Origin of the sequence: Neohoeflea coraliihabitans, assembly GCF_019334345.1 — a bacterium.
Lineage (GTDB): Bacteria > Pseudomonadota > Alphaproteobacteria > Rhizobiales > Rhizobiaceae > Pseudohoeflea > Pseudohoeflea coraliihabitans.
In genome coordinates this window covers 1-522 of record NZ_JAHWQX010000016.1, presented here as the reverse complement: position 1 = coordinate 522, position 522 = coordinate 1, and the positions used below count along the sequence as shown (strand labels likewise).

Below are 522 nucleotides of genomic sequence, written 5' to 3'. Positions count from 1 at the left end.
GCCTGCACCTTGTCCGCATGACCGGGAGGATCGGAATAGGCCGAGCCGTCCCACGTTCCACCGACCTGCCAGTCTGCGCCGCTTGGGATATCCACGCGGGTCAGGCCGTCAGAAGCGATGAAACTTTCCGGCTTTGCCAGATCGCGGGTTTCGACAACCAGGCCATTGGCATCAATGAGAGCGATATTCATGGTCAGACCCTCCCGAATACGTGAATTCCACCGCCGGTGAAATTGCCGGTGGATGACTTGAGGCGAACGGCGTTGTGAGTAGCTGCTGTGCCGTGATTGCCAACGAGGTGATGCAGCCTTCCTTGGTCGAAATGACCAAAAGCGAGTGTCTTGATCGAGGCGTTGTTCAGGGAAGACAGTCTCAGAAACCCCGTCTTGATTTCAGTGGCAGCGTTTTCAATGAGTAGGATGCCGGTGGACGATACTGTGCCGGCAGTCGAGCCACTTTCTGCGGCAATGACTCTGTATCCACTCGTCAGAAAAGTAGACCCGTTGTCCGTAGACAGCAGGA

The 522-nt window shown here is 56.1% G+C and carries 2 protein-coding genes; both read right to left on the bottom strand.

Going from position 1 to position 522, the window contains the following annotated elements; genetic code table 11:
* The coding region (locus KY465_RS18565) for a hypothetical protein (RefSeq protein ID WP_219203618.1) at positions 1-191 on the bottom strand (191 nt) is incomplete at its 3' end.
* A 2-nt stretch (positions 192-193) separates the two neighbouring features.
* Positions 194-522, bottom strand: a 329-nt coding sequence (locus KY465_RS18560) for a hypothetical protein (RefSeq protein WP_219203617.1), incomplete at its 5' end; no start/stop codon positions are given.